Source organism: Paraburkholderia sp. CI2, assembly GCF_014201055.1.
GTDB lineage: Bacteria > Pseudomonadota > Gammaproteobacteria > Burkholderiales > Burkholderiaceae > Paraburkholderia > Paraburkholderia tuberum.
This window is the reverse complement of record NZ_JACHDL010000017.1, coordinates 51,397-71,281: the sequence shown is the minus strand read 5'-3', so window position 1 is coordinate 71,281 and position 19,885 is coordinate 51,397. Positions and strand designations below refer to the sequence as shown.

The window sequence follows — 19,885 nt, the reverse complement described above, 5'->3', positions numbered from 1 at the left end:
GTGCGGCACGCACGCGCTGTTACGAGTGCCGCGGCGCATGTGGATGCCGGTGCCGCTGCCGATCGCCAAGGAGTCAACGCATGAGCGAGCCCGCGAAAACGCAGCACGTGCTCGCCGCGAGCGCGACCGTCGAAGTGCCGTTTCACGACGTCGACGCAATGAACGTGTGCTGGCACGGCAATTATCTGAAGTACTTCGAGTTGGGCCGCGCGGCGCTGTTGCGCGCGTTCGACTACGACTATCGCGAGATGCGGGCGTCCGGCTATCTGTGGCCGATCGTCGAGGCGCATCTGAGGTACGTGCGGGCCGCCGTGTACGGACAGAAGATCGAGGTGCGCGCGCAACTGCTCGAATACGAAAACCGCCTGAAAATAGGCTATGAAATCGTCGATTTCGCATCGGGCGCGCGGCTCACGAAGGGCTATACGGTCCAGGTCGCCGTCGATGCCGCCACCGAGGAATTGCAGTTCGTGTCGCCGCCGGTCGTATTCGAAAAGCTGGAGCGCGTATGGGGACGGTGAACCGGTGCGCGCTGGGAGCGCTCGTGTTGCGGCTGGCGGGGGCGATCGTCGCAATCGGGGCGCTTGCATTGGCAGCGGCGTCGGCCGATGCGGCCACCGCCAGCAATACGGCTCCAGCCGCCAACGCCGCCAGCAACGCCAACGCCGCGCTCGTCTCGCAGATCGCCGCGCGTCTCGCGCAGCCCAAGGGCGTGCGCGCGCAGTTCACGCAGACGCAGACGCTTGCCGCGATGAAGCAGCCGCTCGTCAGCAACGGCACCTTGCTGTTCTTCCGCGAGCGCGGCGTGATCTGGCGGATCGACACGCCGTACAAGGCCACCTACGTGATCACCGACGCTGGCGTCGCGCAACTCGACGCCAGCGGCCGCCGCGTGAGCACGCATAGCGCGCAGGGCAGCCGCGGCGTCGCGCAAGTGTCGAAGATGATGCGCGCGATGCTCGGCGGCGATCTGTCGGCGCTGTACTCGCAGTTCGACGTGAGCGCCGAAGGCAGCGCCGCGCAATGGCGCATGCGACTCACGCCGAATCAACCGCAGCTCGCGCAATCGATCAAGGGCCTCGACATGAGCGGCGGCGATTATCTGCAAAACCTGCGCATCACGCTCGCGAACGGCGACGTGACGAAGCTCGAGTTCGCGAACAGCATGGCCGTTGCCGAGCCGACGCCGGACGAGCGCAGCCTGTTCGGAGCGCCGTGATGGACATGCCGCAGCAGCGAACCGCGAAACATGCGTGGGGCGTGCGCGCCGCATGGCTCGTGCTCGCGCTGCTGGCGGCGCTGTATTGCGGCTGGCGCTTCGCCGGAGCGTCGCCGCTCGAAACCAATCTGCTCGCGCTGCTGCCCGCGACCGAAGCGGACCCGGTCGCCGAGAAAGCGGTCGACACGCTCGCGAGCGCGCTCGGCGATCGCACCGTGCTGCTCGTCACGAGCCGCGACGATGCGCACGCGAAAGCGGCCGCGAAGCAGTTAGGCGCGTCGCTGCAAAAGAGCGGCGCATTCGCATCGGTGACGGCTGAACTGCCGCCGTTCGACCTGTCGCAGATCTCGGCGCTGTATCTGCCATACCGCTTCGGCCTGCTCGCGCCGGCCGATCGCAGCGCGCTCGCGACCGCGAGCGCGACGACGCTGCACGACATGCTCGCGCAGCGCATCTACAGCCCGCTGCAAGGCGGCCTCAGTACGCAGCTCGCCGACGATCCGTTCGGCTGGCTCGAACGCTGGCTCGGCAATCTGCCGCTCGCGACGTCGAATCTCGAAGTCGAGGACAACCTGCTGGTGTCGCATCGTCACGACGCGCATGGCGACATGACCAGCGTGCTGGTCATCGCGACCCTGCCGGGCTCCGCCTACGAAACGAAGACGCAGCGCGCGGTACACGCGGCGCTCGCCGATGCGCAAAGCGCGTTGCGTCAGACGTTTCCCGACGTATCGGTTGCACGCACGGGCGCCGTGTTCTACGCCGAGGCCGCGCGCAGCGCTTCCGAACACGAGGTGCACGTGATCGGCATCGCGTCGCTCGCCGGCATCGCGCTGCTGATGATGTGGGTGTTCCGCTCGCCGCGTCTGTTGCTGCTCGGCTTCGTATCGACCGCGCTCGGCATCGTCTGCGCGCTCGCGGCGACGCTGCTGATCTTCGGCAAGCTGCATCTGTTGACGCTCGTGTTCGGCGCGAGCCTGATCGGCGAGGCTGTCGATTACTCGATCCAGTATTTCGTCGTCTATCTCGGCGCGGGCCGCGACTGGGATGCGCGGCTCGGCGCGCGGAGGGTACGGCCCGCGCTGGGCGTTGCGCTGGCGACGAGCCTGCTCGGCTACGCGATCCTGATGTGGGTGCCGTTCCCCGCGTTGAAGCAGATCGCGTGCTTCGCGATGGTGGGCATTACGACCGCGTTCGCGTCGGTACTGTCGCTGCTGCCCGCGCTGCTCACGCGCGCGCCGAAGCACAGCCCTCGGCGCCTGTTCGCGAGCGCGGCGCGGCTGCTCGCGCGCTGGCAGCATGCGCTCGGCGGCAAGCGCGCCTGGCTGGTCGCCGCGCTGCTGCTGATCGCGTCGGTGCCCGGTTGGCTGCGTCTGAGCAGCGACGACGACATCCATCTGCTGATCCAGCGCGATGCGTCGCTGGCCGCGCAGGAAGACACGGTGCGCGAGGCGGTCGGCGTCGATAACAGCGCGCAGTTTTTCGTCGTGCGCGGCGCGACCCAGGAAGCGGTGCTGCAACGCGCCGAAGCGCTCGGTGCGAAGCTCGATGCGCTGAACGGCAGCGCCGATAGCGTCGGCGGCTACCAGTCGGTCGCGCAGTTCGTGCCGTCCGCGCAACGTCAGCGCGAGGATCGCGCGCTGCTCGCGCGGCATGTGTTCGGCGACTTCGCCGCGTTGCGTGCGACGCTGCTGCAAGCGGGCTTCAAGGACGAAGTCGCCGATGCGTGGCTCGCCGGCTTCGCTCAGCCGCCCGCGCCGCTGACCGTCGAGCGCTGGCTCGCGGCGCCGTGGTCGCAGCCGTATCGGCATCTGTGGCTCGGCGCGGCGGGATCGAATGACAAGAATCGGGCTCATCAATCTGGCTACGCGGCCGTCGTGATCCCGCAAGGCGTGACGCCGCGCAACGAGCCCGCGCTGATCGCGCTCGCGCGCGGCCTGCCCGGCGTCGTGTTCGTCGATAAGGCCGCGAGCGTGTCGAGGCTGTTCGGCGCGTATCGCGTGGATAGCGGCTGGTGGCTCGGCGGCGCGCTCGTGCTCGTGTGCGTGCTGCTGATGCTGCGCTACGGGGCGCGCGGGGGTATCGCCACGACCTTGCCGGTGCTGTTCGCGGTCGGCGTCGCGCTGGCGGTGTTCGGCTACGCGGGCGTGCCGCTCAATCTGTTCAACTGGCTCGCGCTGATGCTGGTGCTTGGCGTCGGCGCAAACTATGCGGTGTTCCTGCGCGAAGGCTGCGCGCGCGCAGAGGCGGATCTCGGCGCGGTGTGGACCGGCGTGCTGCTGTCGGCGGCGACCACGTTGTTGTCGTTCGGCATGCTCGGCGTGAGCGCGATGCCCGCGCTCAAAAGCTTCGGCACCACGCTCGCGCTCGGCATCGCGGTGGCGGTGCTGCTCGCGCCTCTCGGCATGCCATCGGCAGCGCGCTCGGGCAAGTCATCGGAACCACGGAGGGCGGCATGAAAGCGCCAACAGTTTATTTGCACGCGCTAGGCATGATCAACGCGCTCGGCGGCGACGTCGACGAGATCGTGCCGGCGCTCGCCGCCGCGCGCTCGCCCGGCATGGGCAACGTGCATACCGGTATCGGCGACGCGTTCGTCGGCAGCGTGCTCGCGCCGCTCGATCTCGCGCCGCGCGCCGACCTCGCGCGCTACGACTGCCGCAACAACCGGCTGCTGCTCGCGGCGCTCGCGCAGATCGCGCCCGCGTTCGAAGCCGCGCGCGAGCGCTACGGCCCGCAGCGCATCGGCGTCGTGCTCGGCACCAGCACGTCGGGCATCGAGGCGGCCGAAACCGCGTTCGTCTATCACGCACGAGCCGGCGCGTTGCCGGCCAATTTCAACTATCGGCAAATGGAAATCGGCACCGCCGCGCCGTTCGCTGCCGCCGCGCTCGGCGTGCACGGGCCGGCGTTTACGATTTCGACCGCGTGTACGTCGAGCGCGAAGGCGTTCGCGTCGGCGCGTCGGCTGCTGCAATTGCAGCTATGCGATGCGGTTGTCGTTGGCGGTGTCGATTCGCTATGCGAATTGACGGTGCAGGGCTTTGCGTCGCTCGAATCGACCAGCAGCGCGCGCACCAATCCGATGAGCCGCAATCGCCGCGGCATCAACGTCGGCGAGGGCGCGGCCGTGTTCCTGATGAGCCGCGACGAAGCGGCGGTGCGGCTCGCGGGCCTCGGCGAATCGAGCGACGCGCATCATATTTCGGCGCCGGACCCGCAGGGCGTCGGTGGCGAACTCGCGCTTCGCGAAGCGCTCGCGGACGCGGGCATCGCGGCCTCGGCGGTCGGCTATGTGAATCTGCACGCGACCGCCACGCGGAAGAACGACGAAATGGAAGCGCATCTGATGGCGCGCGTGTTCCCCGGCGGCGTCGCCGCGAGCGGCACCAAGCCGTTGACCGGCCACCAGCTCGGCGCGGCCGGCGCGACCGAACTCGGCTTCGCGTGGCTCACGCTCGCGCGCGAGAACGCAACGCTGCCGCCGCATCTATGGGACGGCGAGGCCGATCCCGCGCTGCCCGCGCTCGATCTCGTCGCGGGCGCGCGCCATCTGCCGCGCGGCACGGGCACGCAGTACGCGATGAGCAATTCGTTCGCGTTCGGCGGCAGCAATGTCAGCCTGATTCTCGCCCGGTAAAGCGCATGACGACTCCGCCATTCACTGTCGAGCAACTCGTGCGTCAGCCGATCGAGGCGATCATCCCGCATCGCGGCAGCATGCTGCTGCTCGATGCGATCGACACGTTCGCCGACACCACGCTGAGCGCCTTCGCCGACGTCGACCCGCACGCATGGTATGCCGACGCCGCCGGCGCGATGCCCGCCTGGATCGGCATCGAGCTGATGGCGCAGGCGATCGCCGCGCACATCGCGCTCGTCGCGATGCGCGGCGGCGGCCATGCGCGTCCCGGCGTGCTGCTCGGCTCGCGCAGCTATCAGGCGCTGCAGCCGGTGTTCCAAAGCGGCGCGCGTTTGCGCGTTCACGTGAGCGAGCTGCTGCGCAGCGACGCAGGCCACAGTGCCTACGAATGCACGATCGACGACGGCGACGCGCGCTGTGCCGAAGCGGTGATCAAGGTGTTTCAACCGCCCGATTTCCAGTCATTCATCGAAGGGAGTATGAGTTCATGAGCCGGCGAGTTCTCGTTACCGGCGCAAGCCGCGGCATCGGCCGCGCGATTGCGTACAAGTTGGCCGCCGACGGTTTCGCCGTGACCGTGCATTGCCGCACCGGACGCAGCGAAGCCGACGCGGTCGCGACGGGCATCGCCGCGCAGGGCGGCACGGCGCGCGTGCTGCAATTCGACGTGCGCGAGCGTGCCGTGTGCCGCGAGGCGCTCGAAGCCGACGTCGCCGCGCACGGTCCGTACTACGGCATCGTGTGCAGCGCGGGTGTCACGCGCGACGCGGCGTTTCCGGCGCTCACCGAAGAAGACTGGGACGTCGTGATCGAAACCGGCCTCGATGCCTTCTACAACGTCGTGCATCCGCTGACCATGCCGATGGTGCGCGCGCGCCAGGGCGGCCGTATCGTCACGATCGCGTCGGTGTCGGGCGTGATGGGCAATCGCGGCCAGGTCAATTACAGCGCCGCGAAAGCGGGACTGATCGGCGCGACCAAGGCGCTCGCGGTCGAACTCGCGTCGCGCAACATCACCGTCAATTGCGTCGCGCCGGGGTTGATCGAAACCGGCATGCTCGAACAGGTGACGCTCGATCACGCGCTGAAGACCGTGCCGATGAACCGCGTCGGCCAGCCGGCCGAGGTCGCGTCGGTGGTGAGCTTTCTGATGTCGGATGGCGCGTCGTATGTGACGCGCCAGGTGATCGGCGTGAACGGCGGGATGGTCTGATGAAGCGCGTCGTCATCACTGGCATGGGCGGCGTGACCGCGTTCGGCGATAGCTGGGACGCGGTTCAAGCGCGCCTGAAACGCGGCGAGAACGCGGTGCGGCGCATCTCCGAGTGGGATTACTTCGAGTCGCTGCATACGCGGCTCGCGTGTCCGCTGCCCGGGTTCACGATCCCCGCGCATTACCCGCGCAAGAAAGTGCGTTCGATGGGCCCGGTGTCGCTGTACTCGGTGCGCGCGAGCGAACTCGCGCTCGCCGACGCGGGCCTCGCCGACGACACGAGCATCGCGGATGGCCGCATGGGCGTCGCGTACGGTTCGTCGTCGGGCTCGGTGCAGCCGATCCGCGCGTTCGGCACGATGCTCGAAACCGGCTTGATGAGCAACGTCACGTCGAACAGCTACGTGCAGATGATGCCGCATACGACGGCCGTCAACGTGAGCCTGTTCTGGGGCCTCAAAGGCCGCATCATCCCGACCTCGTGCGCGTGCGCGTCGGGCAGCCAGGCGATCGGCTATGCGTACGAGGCGATCCAGTCCGGCAAACAGACGCTGATGCTCGCGGGCGGCGCGGAAGAGCTGTCGGGTCCCGCGGTCGCCGTGTTCGACACGCTGTACGCGACCAGCACGCGCAACGACGAGCCGCATCTGACGCCGCGTCCGTTCGATGCCGCGCGCGACGGCCTCGTGGTCGGCGAGGGCGCGGCGACGCTCGTCCTCGAAGAGTACGAGCATGCGCTGGCGCGCGGCGCGCGGATTCACGCGGAAGTGGTCGGCTTCGGCTGCAACTCGGACGGCGCGCACATGACGCAACCCACCGCCGACACGATGGCGCTCGCGATGCAACTCGCGCTGCGCGACGCGCAATTGCCGCCCGAAGCGATTGCCTACGTGAACGCGCACGGTACGTCGACCGATCGCGGCGACATCGCCGAAAGCCATGCGACCGCGCAGACCTTCGGCGCGCGCATGCCGATCAGCTCGCTGAAAAGCTATGTCGGCCATACGCTCGGCGCGTGCGGCGCGCTCGAGGCGTGGTGGACGATCGAGATGATGAAGCGCAACTGGTACGTGCCCACCCTGAATCTCGACCACCTCGATCCGGCTTGCGCGCCGCTGGATTACATCGTCGGCGGCGCGCGCGAGATCGACGCCGAGTACGCGATGAGCAACAACTTCGCGTTCGGCGGCATCAACACGTCGCTGATTTTCCGGCGCGTTCGATGAGCACAGGCCTGCAACGCGTGGTCGTGACCGGCATGGGCATCGTGTCGTGTCTCGGCAATACGCTCGACCAGGTCTGCGCGGCGTTGCGCGCGGGGCACTCGCGAATCGAACGTATCGATGCATGGCGCGAGCGCGGGCTTGCATCGCAAGTCGCGGGCGCGGCGTCGGTCGCGCACGAGGCGCCGTTCGAGCGCAAGCTCGAACGCTTCATGGGCGACACCGCGCGCTTTGCGTGCCACGCGGCGCGACGCGCGATCGACGATGCAAGGCTCGACCTCGTTTCATTGCAGTCGCCGGGCGCGGGTGTCGTGATCGGCTCGGGCGTCGGCACGATGGCGAGCTACGACGCGGCGCTCGCGATCGCGCACTCGCGCGGCGTCGACAAGGTGCCGCCGTTCACGGTGCCGCATGTGATGAGCAGCACCGCGTCGGCGAACGTCGCGCAGATGTTCGGGCTCGAAGGCGTCAGCTATTCGCCGTCATCGGCATGCACGACGTCGGCGCTCGCGATCGGGCAGGCGATGCAGCTGATCCAGACCGGCCGCCAGCAGATCGTGCTCGCGGGCGGCAGCGAAGCGCTGCACGACAACACGACGCTGATGTTCGACGCGATGGGCGCGCTGTCGCGCCGCTTCAACGACACGCCCCGGAGCGCGTCGCGACCGTACGACACGCAGCGCGACGGTTTCGTGATCGCATCGGGCGGCGGCGTGCTCGTGCTCGAAGCGCTCGACCATGCGCTCGCGCGCGGCGCGCGCATCTACGCGGAGCTGAGCGGCTTCGGCGATTGCACCGATCGCGCGGGCATGGTCGCGCCGCGTGCGGCCGGCATCGCGCGCGCGATGCGCGGCGCGCTCGAGCAGGCGGGCCGGCGTCCCGACTACGTGAACACGCATGCGCCGTCCACACCGCTCGGCGATCTCGAAGAGCTGCACGCGTTGCGCGAGGTGTTCGGTGCATCGGCGCAAGGGTTGCCCGCGTTTTCGTCGACCAAGGGCATGACCGGGCATTCGCTCGGCGCGTGCGGCGCGCACGAAGCGATCTATACGCTGTTGATGATGCGCGACGGCTTCATCGCGGCGACCGCGCTGGTCGATACGCCGGAGCCGCAAGTGCGGGACATGCCGCTCGTGCGCTTGCCGCGCGACGCGCGCATCGACACGGCGATGTCGGTTTCTTTCGGGTTCGGCGGGAGCTGCGCGAGCCTGATGTTCGAAGCGTGGCGAGGCTCGCATACGGCGCGGCAACGCACGCAAACCGTTGGAGGAGTGATTTGAACAGCGATTCTTCAAAGCGGACCGTGGTCGACGTCGCGATCATCGGCGCGGGTCCCGCCGGCGCGGTGGCCGCCGCGCTGCTGCGTAAGGCAGGCCGCTCGGTGCTGGTGCTGGAGCGTCAGCACTTTCCGCGCTTCTCGATCGGCGAGAGCCTGTTGCCGCAAAGCATGGCGTACCTCGAAGAGGCCGGCATGCTGCAGGCCGTCGTCGAGGCGGGCTTCCAGTACAAGAACGGCGCGCACTTCGTATATCGCGACCAGAGCTCGTCGTTCGACTTTCGCGACAAGCATTCGCCGGGCTGGGGCACCACGTACCAGGTCGAGCGCGCGCTGTTCGACGACGTGCTGATTCGCTGCGCGGCCGCGCAGGGTGCCGACGTGCGGTTCGGCCACACGGTGAGCGCGGTGCGCACGGGCGCGGCACCGGTGCTCGACGTAGTCGATGAAAGTGCCGGCGCGTATCGGGTCGAAGCGCGTTTCGTGCTCGATGCGAGCGGCTTCGGGCGCGTGCTGCCGCGCCTGCTGAAGCTGGAGGCGCCGACGCGCATGCCGACCCGCGCCGCATTGTTCACGCACGTGCGCGACGGGCTCGCGCTCGACGACATCGATCGCAACAAGATCTGCATTGCGACGCATCCCGAGCGTCGCGACGTGTGGTTCTGGATGATTCCGCTCGCGGGCGGCCGTTGTTCGGTGGGATGTGTCGCCGAGGCGAGTTTTCTCGAGGTGCCCGAAACACAGCGCGAGGCGACGCTGCGCGCGCTGATCCGGCAGGAGCCGACGCTGAACCGGCTGATCGGGCAGGCGCCGTTCCTGATGCCGGTGCGGCAGATCGGCGGCTACGCGGCGAATGTCGCGAGTCTGCACGGGCCGGGCTATGCGCTGCTCGGCAATGCGGGCGAGTTTCTCGATCCGGTGTTTTCGTCGGGCGTGACGATCGCGCTGCGCTCCGCGCATCTGGCGGCGCGCGCGCTGAACCGGCAGCTCGACGGCGCGACGCTCGACTGGTCAGCCGATTACGACGTGCCGTTGCGCAAGGGCATCGATACGTTCCGCGCATTCGTCGAGCGCTGGTACACGGGCGAGCTGCAGGACATCATCTACTACCCGGAACAGGTGACGCCGATCCGCCGCATGATCTGCGCGGTGCTCGCCGGTTACGCGTGGGACGAGTCGAATCCGTATGTCGCGGATCCGGTGCGGCGCCTCAACGCGTTGCACGAGGTGTGCAAGGCGGGCTGAGGCGGGCCGCCGCTTTGGGCGTGTCCCAGGGGATCGAGGGCAGTTGAGGTTTTGGGCTGTCGCCCATATACGGACAACCCCGAGCACGGTATCTATCTGGATGCTGCCAATCCGGGCAGCAACTTCAAATAGATCGTCGACACGCCTATGTCCTTGTCCGTATTTGAAATGCACTCCGTGGAACTGCGCTGTCAAAGGCCCCTCGGTGCCTGTTATGTCATCTGCGATGAGTGGCACTACAAGGCGTGCCTCGGAAGGGCCGCAGACCTTCAGAAGGCCAAGGCGGAGACCCAGGAATTTCTCAGTATTGCCAGATTGAATCAGAGAAAGTGGGAGGAGGACCTAACGCTGCTCAGGCGTCTCATTGATCGTCAGTTGCTGGCGTTTGATGGTGTGCGAAACTGGAACCGCAACACCGATGGCTGGTGGATCATTAATGCGCTTCTCGACGATCTACGCAGAGGTGCTCGTCTTGCCATTAAAGGCCCTCGGGCTGACCTGTTTCCATCCCCCCACAGCACGCCGTTGAGCAATCTCGCGGCGAGGGCCGTCGGTCTCCCGAACGGGGAACCCATGCTGTCCGGCCGGGCTGATCCAGCCACCCGGCAAACCGGGCTGATCGCTGCACGCGCGGCCACGGCACCCAGCAGCAGCGACGGCGATCTGGCCCACGATGCGGGCGCCTCAACGCTGCTCGGCGATGCCCAGCCGTTCGCATACTACGCTAACGACTTGTCGGGGGATTCGACGGAACTGGCTGGAATCCCGTTTGAGGGTATGCCCAACACGTGGGTTGAGAACGCGCCGGGGAAAAAGAAGCAATGGCGGATGTACGGTTCACAAGGCACCCCGACCGTTGATATTGACTTCGACAACCATCATGGCCAGCCAAATCCGCACGCCCACAACTGGGACGACCAGGGTCGCGATCACGGCTGGCCGGTCTCCATACTTCCATAGGACAAGCCACCATGACCATCACAGATGCACTGGAACAGTTCGGCGGTTTTCATGACTGGTACCTGGATGCGATTGCGACCAGCAAGGAAGGTGGCGCCAATACACCAAACGTACTAACACTTGGGTTGTACGAGGAGAGCCGGCGCGCGACCGTTACCTTTCTTGGAGTGACGCGCGCGAGCATCATTGACGGTGGATTGTTGAACATCGTCAATTCGATTGAGGTGTTGAAACCCGGTGACGAGGCATATGCCGCGGCAATCGAGGTACTCAAGAAATCCGCGCATTTTGGAAAGCGCCGTGCCGACCATATCGCATACGTTTTCTCAACAGTTGGCGCTGAGATTGCCGTCGAATTTGAGACGCTCGAAATTGACACTGAATAGCCAATTTGTGAGCACTCGCGGACCAAGACGCGCACTAGCGTTTCTTCTGCGACTGGGGCGTCTCAACCGAAGCTGGTGTCAAGCCGCGATCTTCGCGCGCCCCGGCACGCGCTGGCGCGCGTCGTCGCGGCGATGCACGCACTTGCCGGCCGCATACGTTTCATACACGGCGCGATCGTCACCGAGCAGCGCGAATGCGAACAGCAGCTCCTCGAGCGATTCGCGCCGCGCGGTGCGGCGCGCGAGCAGCGGCGTCGCCTGCGGATCGAGCACGACGAAGTCCGCTTCCGAGCCGTCCCTCAGCGTGCCGATCTTGTCGCCGAGATCGAGCGCTTCGGCCGCGCCGGCGGTCGCGAGATAGAACATGCGCGTCGCCGTCAGATGATGGCCGCCGAGGCGCGCGACCTTGTGCGCTTCGTTCATCGTCTGCAGCATCGAGAACGACGTGCCGCCGCCGACGTCGGTCGCGAGCGCGATCGGCATGCCGGCCGAGTCGGCCTTGTCGAAGTCGAACAGGCCGCTGCCGAGGAACAGGTTCGAGGTCGGGCAGTGCGACGCGAGCGCGCCGGTTTGCGCCATGCGCTTGCGGTCCTCGTCGTCGAGGTAGATGCAATGGCCGTACACCGCGCGACGGCGCAAGAGCCCATAGTGATCGTAGATGTCGAGATAGCTGCGGTGGCCGGGGAACAGCTCGGCGACCCATTTCACCTCGTCGGTGTTCTCGGCGACGTGGCTCTGGACGAACACGTCCGGATGCAGCCGCGCGAGCGCGCCGCATGCTTCGAGCTGCGCCTCGGTCGAGGTCGGCGCGAAGCGCGGCGTCAGCGCGTACATCTGGCGGCCGCGATCGTGCCAGCGGCCGATCAGCTCGGCGCTGTCGTCGTAGCCCGATTGCGCGGTGTCGCGTAGGGACGCGGGGCAGTGGCGGTCCATCAGCACCTTGCCCGCGACCATGCGCAGATTGCGCGCTTCGCTCTCGGCGAAGAGGGCGTCGGCGGATTCCTTGTGGACCGTGCAGTACACGAGCGCGGTCGTCGTGCCGCAGGCGAGCAGTTCGTCGAGGAAAAAGCTCGCCGTGTCGCGGGCGTGCGCGATGTCGGCGAAGCGGCGCTCAGTTGGGAACGTGTACGTGTCGAGCCACGGCAGCAGACCCGGCGCCGGCGACGCGATCATGTCGGTCTGCGGATAGTGGATGTGGGTATCGATGAAGCCCGGCACGATCAGCTTGTCGCGCCGCTCCACGACCTGCGTGCCGGGCGCGAGCCGCGACGCGAGCGCCGCATACGCGTCCGCCGCGACGACGCGGCCGTCTTCCACGATCAGGAGACCGTCCTCGTGAAACACCACGGCGTTCGGCGCGTGCGCCGGATCGCCGTTGAAGGTCAGCAGAGGGGCGCGGAATGCCGCTTGCGCCGCCGCTTGCGCGGTATGAGCCGATTCAGTCATGGAAAAGCTGTCTCCGAATGTTGAAAGCTGGGCGGCGCAGGCAGCGGCAGCGGCTTCCCGGTTCGGGTCGTTGCCGTTTGCCCGAACGAAGCGAAGCCGCCGGCGGCCGACGTCGGTCGAGGCCTGTCAGTTGAAATCCGTCGGCGCGCGGCTCAGTGCCGCCACTCAGTGCCGCCAATACGCGTCGAGCTTACCGATCAGCATCGCGCGTTCCTCGGGCGTCACGAACGACGCCTCGAAGCCGTTGCGGATGATCGTGTAGACCTCGGCGTCGTCGAGCTTCAGCGCGTCGATCGTCGCCAGATAGTTCGCGTTCACGTAGCCGCCGAAATAGGCCGGATCGTCGGAATTGACGGTCACCGCGACGCCGCGATCGAGCAGGTCTTTCAGCGTGTGCCTGGTCAGGTCGTCGAACACGCACAGCTTCAGGTTCGACAGCGGGCACACGGTCAGCGCGACGCGCGTATCGGCGAGACGCGTGACGAGCGCCGGGTCCTCGATGCTGCGCACGCCGTGATCGACGCGGTCGACCTTCAGCACGTCGAGCGCCTCGTAGATGTAGGACGGCGGGCCTTCCTCGCCCGCATGCGCGACGAGCTTCAGACCGAGCGCGCGCGCCTTCGCGAACACGCGCTCGAACTTCGACGGCGGATGGCCGCGTTCCGACGAATCGAGCCCCACGCCGATCAGCCGATGCTCGTACTGCTCGAACAGCGGCAGCGCTTCGTCGAAGGTGGCGAGCGCATCGTCCTCGGACAGATGGCGCAGGAAACACAGGATCAGCTTGCTCGACATGCCGCGCTTCTCCGCGTCGGCGAGCGCGCGTTCGATGCCGGCCACGACGGTCGCGATCCGCACGCCGCGCTCGGTATGCGTCTGCGGGTCGAAGAAGATTTCGCTATGCACGACGTTGTCGGCGAGACAGCGCTCGACGTAGGCCATCGTCATGTCGTAGAAGTCCTGCTCGTGCAGCAGCACGCTCGCGCCCGCGTAGTAGATGTCGAGGAACGATTGCAGGTCGGTGAACGCATAGGCGGCGCGCAAGGCTTCCACCGAGTCGTAGGCGAGCTTCACGCCGTTGCGTTGCGCGAGCGCGAAAATCAGCTCGGGTTCGAGCGAGCCTTCGATGTGGATATGCAGCTCGGCCTTCGGTGCGCGCGCGGTTTTGTCGGCGAGCGTAACGGGGGAAACAGGGGTAGCGGTTGTCGGGTTCATCGTGGTTTGGAATTGTGTGTTGGGTAACGAGCGGCTCCGGCCGCGTATCAAACCGCCTGCGTCGGGTGGCGCGCACCCGCGTTCGCCTCGACGGCCTGCAACACCTGCGCGGCCGCCGAGATCGCGATGACCTCGGGCGACTTGTCGACGATGCCGTCGACACCGAGCGGACACTTCATCCGCGCGATCCGCGCCGGATCGATGCCGCGAGCCGCGAGCCGATGCTCGAACTGCTTGCGCTTGGTATGCGAGCCGATCATGCCGAAGAACGCGAAGTCGCCGCGCCGCAGGATGCGTTCGGCCAGTTCGAGATCGCGCGCGTGGTTGTGCGTCATCACGACGAAGTACGTGTTCGGCGCGGCCTGATCGATCGCCTCGTCGGGTGCGTCGTTCGCGTCGATCGTCACGTTCGGCGCGTGCAGCGCATCGAGCGACGGAAACTGCGCGTCGCGCTCGTCGACCCAGCGCACCGTGCAAGGCAGTGTCGCCAGCACGCGCACGAGCGCCGCGCCGACGTGACCGGCGCCGAACAGCACGACGGCGAATTCGCCCGGCGCGATGGTTTCGGTCAGGAGCGCGCTGCTGTCGTCGAAACCGGCGCCGTCCCACAGCAGACAGTCGGCGCCGTCGATGCCGGGCTCGGGCTCGGACAGCATCACCGCATCCGGCGCGGGGCCGAATGATACGCTACGCACCGTCGATTGCCCCGCCGCGAGGCGCTTGGCGAGCGACGTGAGCCAGCCGAGATCGCCGACGTCGAGCCGCTCGAACGCGAGGATCACGGCGCCGCCGCAGCACTGGCCGAGGCTCGGCCCCAGCGCGAAGCGTTCGAGCCGGCGCATGTGCGGCGCGCGCATGCCGTCGCGCAGCACCTGGCGCGCGGTCTCGATCGCCTTCCATTCGAGGTGGCCGCCGCCAATCGTATGCCTGGCCGCCTCGCGCGTGACGATCATCTTCGTGCCGGCTTCGCGCGGCGCCGAACCTTCGACGCGCGCGACCGTCACCAGCACGGCGGCGTCGCCATGCGCGACAAGATGTTGCAGGTCAGTGAGCCAGGCTTGCATCCGGCGATTCTCCGTGGGGGGCCGCTTCAGGTGTCGGCGCGGCGGGTGGCGTGTGGGGGACGGCGCTGTCGGGGTGCGCGGCGGGTTCGACCGGGTTTGCGTTCTGCGACGCGTCCGGCGCATTCAAAGCGTCCAGCGCATCGAGTATCGCCTCGGGCGTCGCCGGCGCGCGCAACGGCGGAGCATGTCGCGCGCCCGGCACTGCGGCCGCGATCGCGTCGCGAATCGCGAGAAACACCGAAAACGGCAGCAGCAACGGCGGCTCGCCGACCGCCTTCGAGCGGAACACGGTCGGCTCGGCGTTGCTGTTGTCGTAGAGCCGAACGTGGAACGCGGCGGGCGTGTCGCTGACCGCGGGAATCTTGTACGTCGACGGCGCGTGCGTCATCAGGCGGCCGTCGCGGTTCCACCATAGCTCTTCAGTGGTGAGCCAGCCCATGCCCTGAATGAAGCCGCCTTCGATCTGGCCGAGATCGATCGCCGGATTGATCGACTGGCCCGCGTCGTGCAGCAAGTCCGCGCGCAGGAGCTTCCACTCGCCGGTCAGCGTATCGACGACGACCTCCGACACCGCCGCACCGTACGCGAAGTAATAGAACGGATGACCGGTCAGCGACTTCGCATCCCAATGCACTTTCGGCGTCGCGTAGAAGCCGTCCGACCACAACTGCACGCGCGCGAGATACGCGGCGTTGACGAGCTGTTCGAACGGCAGCGCGCCGCCGTTCACCGACACGCTGCCGCGCGCGAATTGCACGTCGTTGGCGTCGCCACCGAGCTGGCGCACCGCGAGTTCGGCGAGCCGCGCGCGGATCGTCCGCGCGGCGGCTTCGGCGGCCATGCCGTTCAGGTCGCTGCCGGTCGAGGCCGCGGTGGCCGACGTGTTGGCGATCTTCGAGGTATCGGTCGCGGTCACCCGGACGCGCGATAACGGCAAGCCGAACTGATTCGCGACCACCTGCGCGACTTTCGTGTTGAGCCCCTGGCCCATCTCGGTGCCGCCGTGATTGACGAGCACGGAGCCGTCCTTGTACACGTGCACGAGCGCGCCGGCCTGATTCAGGAACGGCACGTTGAACGAGATGCCGAACTTGACCGGCGAAAACGCGAGGCCGCGTTTGAGCACGGGACTCTTCGCATTGAATTCGGCGAGTGCCGCGCGACGCGCGCGGTAGTCACACGAATCTAGCAGCGCGTCGGTCAGCGGCGCGATGATGTTGTCTTCGACGCGTTGTCCGTACGGCGTCGTATCCCGTTCGCCGACGCCGTAGTAATTCGCGAGCCGCACGTCGAGCGGATCGAGCCGCAGCTCGCGCGCGATGCCGTCGAGCAGCACCTCCATCACGAGCGCGCCCTGCGGTCCGCCGAAGCCGCGAAACGCGGTGTTCGACTGCGTATTGGTCTTGCAGCACAGCGCGACGATATCGACGTCGGACAGGTAGTACGCGTTGTCGAAGTGGCACACCGCGCGCGTCGCGACCGCGCCGGACAGATCCGCGGAATAGCCGGCGCGCAATGCGATTTCGACGTGCACGCCGCTCAGACGCCCGCTGTCGTCAAAGCCCGCTTCGTACTCGTAGACCGCATCGTGGCGCTTGCCGGTGATCAGAAAGTCGTCGTCGCGATCGGCGCGCAGCTTGACCGGGCGACGCAGGCGTTGCGCCGCAAGCGCGGCCACGCACGCGAACAGCGCCGATTGCGATTCCTTGCCGCCGAAGCCGCCGCCCATGCGCCGGCATTCGCAGACGACGTTATGCGCGGGCCAGTCGAGCATGTGCGCGACGACCTGCTGCATTTCGCTCGGATGCTGCGTCGAGCTGTAGACGAGCATGCCGTCCATTTCCTTCGGCACCGCATAGGCGATCTGGCCTTCGAGATAGAACTGCTCCTGGCCGCCGACCTCGAACCTGCCGGCCAGTCGATGCGGCGCGGCGGCGATCTTCGCGTCGGGGTCGCCGCGCCGCAGATGCAGTGGCGGCAGCACGAACTGCTTCGCGGCTTTCGCGTCGGCGACGGTGAGGATCGCGTCGAGCGGCTCGTAGCGGATCACGTCGTCGCTTTTCGCGAGCGCGGCGGCGCGACGTGCGAGTTCGTGGCTCTCGGCGATCACCGCGAAGACCGGCTGGCCGAGATAGAGCACTTCGCCGTCGGCGAGGATCGGATCGTCGTGCAGCACCGGGCCGCAATTGTTTTCGCCAGGGATATCGTCGGCGCTCAGCACCGCGATCACGCCGGGCGCGTTTCTCACCGCGTCGAGATCCATCGACACGATGCGCGCATGCGCATGGCGCGACAGGCCGAGCGCCGCGTGCAGCGTGCCGTGCAGCTCGGCGATGTCGTCCGTGTAGGTCGCTTCGCCGCTCACGTGCAGCGCGGCGGATTCGTGCGGCAGCGGTACGCCGATCGACGCGTCCTCGCGTTGATCGGCACGCGCGCCCGCGGGTTCGATAAAGGCATCGGTCCGGTTCATCACGGCGACTCCTTCACGACGGCTGCGTTGGCCTCGAACGCGAACGCGTTCACGTCGCAGAGCGCGAGCGGCGCGTCGTCGCGCGTTTCGAGGTAGAGGCGCCACAGCAGATTGCGCGCGACCCTCAGCCGATACGCGCTCGACGCGCGCATGTCGGTGAGCGGCTGATAGTCGGCGGCGAGCGCGTCCATCGCGCGACGGGCCGTCGGTTCGTTCCACGCCGCGCCGCTGAGCGCGGCTTCGGCATGCGCGGCCCGCTTCGGCGTCGCCGCCATGCCGCCGAACGCGACCCGCGCCGCGCGGATCGTGCCATCTTCCGCGACGTGCAGCGCAAACGCTGCGCACACCGCCGAGATGTCCTGGTCGTAACGCTTCGCCACCTTGTAGGTGCGAAACCGCAGCGCGCCGGCCGGGCGAGGCACGCGCAGCGCGCTGACGAATTCGCCTTCCGCGAGCGCGGTCTTCTGATAGCCGAGGTAGAACGCGTCGAGCGGCACGGTGCGGGTCGTGCGATCGCGGCGCAACTCGACATCGGCGCCGAGCGCGAGCAGTGCCGGCATCGAATCGCCGATCGGCGAGCCGTTCGCGACGTTGCCGCCGAGCGTGCCCGCATTGCGGATCGGCAGCGATGCGAAGCGCGTCCATAGTTCGGCGAGTTCGGGGTAGTCGGCGGTGAGCGCCGCGTACGCGTCCTCGAGCGTGACCGCCGCACCGATGGTCAGCGTTTGCGCGTCGCGCGCGATCGTCTTCAGTTCCGCGACGTTGCCGGTGTACAGCAGATCGCCGAGATCGCGGAACTGCTTGGTGACCCACAAGCCGACGTCGGTGCTGCCCGCGACGATGCGCGCGTCCGGGTGCTGCGCGCGCAGCGTCGCGAACGCGTCGAGCGTGAGCGGGGCGTGGAAGGTGGGCGAGCCGAAGGCGGCGCCGCGGGTGCCTGGCGCGCTGTATTCGAACGTGTCTTTGCGTTGCAGCGTACGCAGCGTGGCCGCGATCGCGTCGCGGTCGAGCGCGACGCGCGGATGCTGCGCGTAGTCGAACATCTTCTGCGCGGCGTCGATGATCGGCCGGTAGCCCGTGCAGCGGCACAGATTGCCGGACAGCGCGGCGTCGATTTCATGGCGGGTCGGCAGGCCGGCGCTGACGGGCTGGTTCTCGTAGAGCGCCCACATCGACATGACGAAGCCGGGTGTGCAGAAGCCGCATTGCGAACCATGACAGTCGACCAGCGCCTGCTGCACCGGATGCAGCGCGCCGTTCGCGGCGCGCAGGTCTTCGACGGTGAAGAGGGCGCGGCCGTCGAGTGTCGGCAGGAACTGGATGCAGGCGTTGACCGCCTTCAACGTGAGGTCGCCGCGCGCATCGAGTTCGCCGATCACGACCGTGCATGCGCCGCAGTCGCCTTCCGCGCAGCCTTCCTTGGTGCCGGTGCAGCGCAAGTCCTCGCGCAGGTGCTGCAGCACGGTGCGCGTCGCCGGCACGCCCGCGACCTCGCGGACGGACCCCTGGTGGTAGAAGCGGATGGTTTGCGTTGTCATGGCGAATCGGAAGACAGTGCGGACCGGGCGCGCGTTACGCATGGGGTCGCAAAAAGCCGGCCTCGCGCACGTAGATCGCCATCCATACCCGAAGATAGCACTACCCCGGCCCGAAAATATTTCCCGTGTCGCATGAAGCTCATGCGGCGGCGGTCATGATCCGGGTACGATTCGCGCCGAGGCGAGAAGTTGCGTGCGCGGAGCGGGGACCGACAGGAACGGCGCGCGATCGCGGAACGTCGCGCAGAAAAAACGCCGGACTTCGGTGCCCGGCATGGGCAACACGAAGTCCGGCGTCATTGGCGATGCGAATCGGTAAGCGTCCTGGCGGCGAGTTCGGCGCTTCAGGCGGCGTTCGAAGCTCGCTCGACCAGGCTTGCCCGCCGTCAGGACACCCGATGGCGATTGCGCACCAGGCTCAGCACCAGTGCGACGAACGCGACGATAAACGCGACGCCCGACCACATCGGCAGCGTCAGCCCGAGAATCGGCGGATAGGCGGTTTCGCACAGGCCCGCGACCTTGAACACGCTCGGCAGCCAGTGCGCGGGGGGCAGGCTGTCGACCACCGGCTGCAGTGCGTCGAAGCCGCAGCTGAAGCCAGGATTCGCCTGGATGTACACATGGCGCGCCGCGGTCGCGATGCCGGCGAGCGCCGACAGCGCCGCCATCACTTCGAGCAGGCGCACGCCGCGCCAGTGCCTGAAGCGCGCGCCGAGGAACGCGAAGATCGCGATCAGCAGGAAGAAATAGCGCTGGATGATGCACAGCGGGCACGGGTCTTCGCGCAGGCCGAACTGCAGATACAACGCACCGCCCACGAGGGCGAGGCAGATCAGGCCGAGCAGAACCAGCAGGGTGCGCTCGCGGCGCAGCATTGCGGAGTCGTTAGTCATGGATCATCGATTGGTCTGGAGACGAAAGGGCGGGTGCCCGCGATTCTAGCGCGAACCCCGGCCGCGCCACTTATTGCCTGAACGTTGGCGC

At 67.5% G+C, this 19,885-nt stretch carries 17 protein-coding genes; 11 read left to right on the top strand and 6 right to left on the bottom strand.

From position 1 onward, the window contains the following. Positions 1-80: 80 nt before the first annotated feature. From HDG32_RS22500 to HDG32_RS22450, 11 genes are all read left to right on the top strand, one after another. Positions 81-521 carry a thioesterase family protein gene (locus HDG32_RS22500; RefSeq protein WP_184070790.1) on the top strand — a complete coding sequence of 147 codons (441 nt, stop codon included), beginning with the start codon at positions 81-83 and terminating at the stop codon, positions 519-521. Continuing rightward, a complete protein-coding gene (locus HDG32_RS22495) occupies positions 509-1,219 on the top strand; it encodes an outer membrane lipoprotein carrier protein LolA (protein WP_184070788.1) in 711 nt (236 codons plus the stop codon). The genes HDG32_RS22500 and HDG32_RS22495 overlap by 13 nt, the downstream gene beginning before the upstream one ends. After that, a complete protein-coding gene (locus HDG32_RS22490) occupies positions 1,219-3,678 on the top strand; it encodes an MMPL family transporter (protein WP_184070786.1) in 2,460 nt (819 codons plus the stop codon). The genes HDG32_RS22495 and HDG32_RS22490 overlap by 1 nt, the downstream gene beginning before the upstream one ends. Then, a complete protein-coding gene (locus HDG32_RS22485; protein ID WP_184070784.1) occupies positions 3,675-4,859 on the top strand; it encodes a beta-ketoacyl-[acyl-carrier-protein] synthase family protein in 1,185 nt (394 codons plus the stop codon). The genes HDG32_RS22490 and HDG32_RS22485 overlap by 4 nt, the downstream gene beginning before the upstream one ends. A 5-nt stretch (positions 4,860-4,864) precedes the next feature. Beyond that, on the top strand, positions 4,865-5,353 hold the full coding sequence (locus tag HDG32_RS22480) for a hotdog family protein (RefSeq protein WP_184070782.1): 489 nt from the start codon (positions 4,865-4,867) through the stop codon (positions 5,351-5,353). Next, positions 5,350-6,075 (top strand): 3-ketoacyl-ACP reductase FabG2, encoded by a 726-nt coding sequence (locus tag HDG32_RS22475; protein WP_184070780.1) that lies wholly within the window; start codon positions 5,350-5,352, stop codon positions 6,073-6,075. Before HDG32_RS22480 ends, HDG32_RS22475 begins: the two co-directional genes overlap by 4 nt. Further along, positions 6,075-7,301 carry a beta-ketoacyl-ACP synthase gene (locus HDG32_RS22470; protein WP_184070778.1) on the top strand — a complete coding sequence of 409 codons (1,227 nt, stop codon included), beginning with the start codon at positions 6,075-6,077 and terminating at the stop codon, positions 7,299-7,301. Before HDG32_RS22475 ends, HDG32_RS22470 begins: the two co-directional genes overlap by 1 nt. Next, positions 7,298-8,578 carry a beta-ketoacyl synthase gene (locus tag HDG32_RS22465; protein ID WP_184070776.1) on the top strand — a complete coding sequence of 427 codons (1,281 nt, stop codon included), beginning with the start codon at positions 7,298-7,300 and terminating at the stop codon, positions 8,576-8,578. The genes HDG32_RS22470 and HDG32_RS22465 overlap by 4 nt, the downstream gene beginning before the upstream one ends. Continuing rightward, positions 8,575-9,819, top strand: a complete 1,245-nt coding sequence (locus HDG32_RS22460) for an NAD(P)/FAD-dependent oxidoreductase (RefSeq protein ID WP_184070773.1) — start codon at positions 8,575-8,577, stop codon at positions 9,817-9,819. Before HDG32_RS22465 ends, HDG32_RS22460 begins: the two co-directional genes overlap by 4 nt. Positions 9,820-9,966: 147 nt before the next feature. Beyond that, a complete protein-coding gene (locus HDG32_RS36600; RefSeq protein WP_260336556.1) occupies positions 9,967-10,779 on the top strand; it encodes a hypothetical protein in 813 nt (270 codons plus the stop codon). Positions 10,780-10,790: 11 nt separating this feature from the next. After that, a complete protein-coding gene (locus HDG32_RS22450; RefSeq protein ID WP_184070771.1) occupies positions 10,791-11,165 on the top strand; it encodes a hypothetical protein in 375 nt (124 codons plus the stop codon). A gap of 78 nt (positions 11,166-11,243) precedes the next feature. On the opposite strand, the gene guaD is transcribed toward HDG32_RS22450, so the two are convergent. From guaD to HDG32_RS22420, 6 genes are all read right to left on the bottom strand, one after another. After that, positions 11,244-12,611: a guanine deaminase gene (guaD, locus tag HDG32_RS22445; RefSeq protein ID WP_184070769.1), complete on the bottom strand. Its 1,368-nt coding sequence runs from the start codon at positions 12,609-12,611 to the stop codon at positions 11,244-11,246. Between the two features lie 165 nt (positions 12,612-12,776). Then, on the bottom strand, positions 12,777-13,826 hold the full coding sequence (locus HDG32_RS22440) for an adenosine deaminase (RefSeq protein ID WP_184070767.1): 1,050 nt from the start codon (positions 13,824-13,826) through the stop codon (positions 12,777-12,779). A gap of 47 nt (positions 13,827-13,873) precedes the next feature. Next, complete coding sequence (gene xdhC / locus HDG32_RS22435) at positions 13,874-14,890, bottom strand: xanthine dehydrogenase accessory protein XdhC (protein ID WP_184070765.1); 1,017 nt, start codon at positions 14,888-14,890, stop codon at positions 13,874-13,876. After that, on the bottom strand, positions 14,871-17,360 hold the full coding sequence (xdhB, locus tag HDG32_RS22430; protein WP_184070763.1) for a xanthine dehydrogenase molybdopterin binding subunit: 2,490 nt from the start codon (positions 17,358-17,360) through the stop codon (positions 14,871-14,873). The genes xdhC and xdhB overlap by 20 nt, the downstream gene beginning before the upstream one ends. Beyond that, entirely contained in the window at positions 17,360-18,898 is a 1,539-nt protein-coding gene (gene xdhA / locus HDG32_RS22425; protein WP_184070761.1) for a xanthine dehydrogenase small subunit, read from the bottom strand. Before xdhA ends, xdhB begins: the two co-directional genes overlap by 1 nt. Positions 18,899-19,284: 386 nt before the next feature. Continuing rightward, a complete protein-coding gene (locus HDG32_RS22420) occupies positions 19,285-19,794 on the bottom strand; it encodes a disulfide bond formation protein B (RefSeq protein WP_184070759.1) in 510 nt (169 codons plus the stop codon). Between the last annotated feature and the right edge of the window lie 91 nt (positions 19,795-19,885).

Excerpts from the sequence above, each read along its gene's own strand:
- HDG32_RS22500 (WP_184070790.1), top strand. The coding sequence starts at position 81 with ATGAGCGAGCCCGCGAAAACGCAGCACGTGCTCGCCGCGAGCGCGACC.
- xdhC (WP_184070765.1), bottom strand. The coding sequence starts at position 14,890 with ATGCAAGCCTGGCTCACTGACCTGCAACATCTTGTCGCGCATGGCGAC.
- HDG32_RS22470 (WP_184070778.1), top strand. The coding sequence starts at position 6,075 with ATGAAGCGCGTCGTCATCACTGGCATGGGCGGCGTGACCGCGTTCGGC.
- HDG32_RS22485 (WP_184070784.1), top strand. The coding sequence starts at position 3,675 with ATGAAAGCGCCAACAGTTTATTTGCACGCGCTAGGCATGATCAACGCG.
- HDG32_RS22420 (WP_184070759.1), bottom strand. The coding sequence starts at position 19,794 with ATGACTAACGACTCCGCAATGCTGCGCCGCGAGCGCACCCTGCTGGTT.
- HDG32_RS22495 (WP_184070788.1), top strand. The coding sequence starts at position 509 with ATGGGGACGGTGAACCGGTGCGCGCTGGGAGCGCTCGTGTTGCGGCTG.
- HDG32_RS22450 (WP_184070771.1), top strand. The coding sequence starts at position 10,791 with ATGACCATCACAGATGCACTGGAACAGTTCGGCGGTTTTCATGACTGG.
- HDG32_RS22440 (WP_184070767.1), bottom strand. The coding sequence starts at position 13,826 with ATGAACCCGACAACCGCTACCCCTGTTTCCCCCGTTACGCTCGCCGAC.
- HDG32_RS22480 (WP_184070782.1), top strand. The coding sequence starts at position 4,865 with ATGACGACTCCGCCATTCACTGTCGAGCAACTCGTGCGTCAGCCGATC.
- xdhB (WP_184070763.1), bottom strand. The coding sequence starts at position 17,360 with ATGAACCGGACCGATGCCTTTATCGAACCCGCGGGCGCGCGTGCCGAT.
- xdhA (WP_184070761.1), bottom strand. The coding sequence starts at position 18,898 with ATGACAACGCAAACCATCCGCTTCTACCACCAGGGGTCCGTCCGCGAG.
- guaD (WP_184070769.1), bottom strand. The coding sequence starts at position 12,611 with ATGACTGAATCGGCTCATACCGCGCAAGCGGCGGCGCAAGCGGCATTC.
- HDG32_RS22465 (WP_184070776.1), top strand. The coding sequence starts at position 7,298 with ATGAGCACAGGCCTGCAACGCGTGGTCGTGACCGGCATGGGCATCGTG.
- HDG32_RS22490 (WP_184070786.1), top strand. The coding sequence starts at position 1,219 with ATGGACATGCCGCAGCAGCGAACCGCGAAACATGCGTGGGGCGTGCGC.
- HDG32_RS22475 (WP_184070780.1), top strand. The coding sequence starts at position 5,350 with ATGAGCCGGCGAGTTCTCGTTACCGGCGCAAGCCGCGGCATCGGCCGC.
- HDG32_RS36600 (WP_260336556.1), top strand. The coding sequence starts at position 9,967 with ATGTCCTTGTCCGTATTTGAAATGCACTCCGTGGAACTGCGCTGTCAA.